The 1,248-nt window shown below is 39.0% G+C and carries 2 protein-coding genes; both read left to right on the forward strand.

Features of this window, described 5'->3' with window-relative positions:
* The coding region (locus HMPREF7545_RS10300) for a hypothetical protein (RefSeq protein ID WP_040571402.1) at positions 1 to 229 on the forward strand (229 nt) is incomplete at its 5' end.
* Between the two features lie 83 nt (positions 230 to 312).
* Positions 313 to 930 carry a hypothetical protein gene (locus HMPREF7545_RS09865; protein ID WP_155812227.1) on the forward strand — a complete coding sequence of 206 codons (618 nt, stop codon included), beginning with the start codon at positions 313 to 315 and terminating at the stop codon, positions 928 to 930.
* The last annotated feature ends 318 nt before the right edge of the window (positions 931 to 1,248 follow it).

Here is a 1,248-nt window from a genome sequence, read left to right on the forward strand (position 1 = left end):
CCCTTTTGATCTCTCTCCCAATATCCTAGATATTAAATACAAGCCCCGTACAAATCCTTTGTTGGACTTTAAGGAGCAATGGAGTCAAGAAGGTACCGCAAATAGCCCTAGAGAGAATATATTTTTCTCTAATAATGGTAATTTAACACCAGAAGAAATTATAAAAAGGGAGAAAAAAGGCTCTATTCGTCAGGTATTCCCTGGGCAATGGCTAGGGAAGCCCTTATGAGAAATAGAAGCCGCAGCAAAAAAAAGGAGATGCTTCCGCTAGAACTGCAAAGAAGCTACTAAAAGATAAGAGGTTCGATAAAAATGACAACAGGAAGTAATAACATTATAGATGATTTAGTTTGTCTAATTCATCAATATTATCCTACAGGAATTCCGTTTAATGATCCATTATACCAATCCTCTGATGAGTATAAGAAATTAAAGGAAAAACAACAACAAATGGCCGAGAATGCGGATTATTTAGCTTTTATTGAAAAAAACTTGAAAAAAATTTTTTCACAGTATGCTGTTATTAACTGGACATACATGGAGGAGTATCCAGATATTGAATATCATATTTTGTTGCATAAAAATCAAGATATACTGGATGACGATATCCGTCTTTTAGAAAGATTAAATGGAGAAAGACGAGATTTGTTCCTATACATTAGTATCATTGGAAAATATTATTTTTTTACCATAAATAAAACAGAAAAAAAGAATGAAAAAGCTATTTTTTCTTTTGACGAATTACATGGTTGTGAAGAACAAGAACGGATAGCAGAATTGGAAGAGTTTTTTTCATCTCAAGGGTATATTCAAATAGATAAAGCTACTGCGAATTTTGTAATTGATAATGTGGAAACGGAGTGTTCTGAAATGGGGCATACGACAATATTTAAATGTCTCTTTAATGGTCTGTGGCCGATTGATAAATAGAATACCATCGACATCAGGAAGAATCCCACGCAGGACATCTCGGCTCTGAGCCGTGACAAAGAGAATGCCCTCAATGAGCTCGGCAGAATCTTTGACAAGAAGAAGATCGAGGAGCAGCAGGAGCTTGCCGCCGTCTTCGGTGAGGAGGCATTCCGTCTCGCCCACAACATGAAGGACGACGGAAGCGGACGAAAGATTGCCGTGCACGCGATCATCGGCGGCATTATGAGTCAGATCACAGGTGCCGGCTTTGCCTCCGGTGCCGTCGGCGCAGGACTCAACGAAGCGCTGATCAACGCTGTCAAGGGCAAAGACCCT

Source organism: Centipeda noxia ATCC 43541, assembly GCF_000160555.1.
In the GTDB taxonomy this organism is placed as follows: domain Bacteria; phylum Bacillota; class Negativicutes; order Selenomonadales; family Selenomonadaceae; genus Centipeda; species Centipeda noxia.

Excerpts from the sequence above, each read along its gene's own strand:
- HMPREF7545_RS09865 (WP_155812227.1), top strand. The coding sequence starts at position 313 with ATGACAACAGGAAGTAATAACATTATAGATGATTTAGTTTGTCTAATT.